The organism is Bradyrhizobium sp. Kon56, from assembly GCF_055807635.1.
In genome coordinates this window covers 1-241 of record NZ_JBVVOU010000589.1, presented here as the reverse complement: position 1 = coordinate 241, position 241 = coordinate 1, and the positions used below count along the sequence as shown (strand labels likewise).

Genomic DNA, 241 nt, shown 5'->3' with positions numbered 1-241 from the left:
AATAATTCTAAGCAAAGACCCATTGCGCCCCGGCGATGGGTGCGAAAATTCCAGCTTTCCTTTTGGAAAACACATTAAGTAACAAATTAGTGCCCTGTACGTTTGGGAATAGATCACGCGAGCAAATGCAAAGCATTACCATTCGCGCACTTTTCCATCCTGACAATTCGGACACTTTTTCCCATGCTTGCGCCTCGCCTGACACCCCTTTCCCTCGGGCTTTCTGTAGTGCTGTCTGCCG

The 241-nt window shown here is 48.5% G+C and carries 1 protein-coding gene; it reads right to left on the bottom strand.

Annotated features, from left to right (window positions below; all coding sequences use genetic code 11):
- Positions 1–7: 7 nt before the first annotated feature.
- On the bottom strand, positions 8–241 hold a 234-nt coding region (locus AC0L3B_RS40170; protein ID WP_473383574.1), incomplete at its 5' end, for a hypothetical protein.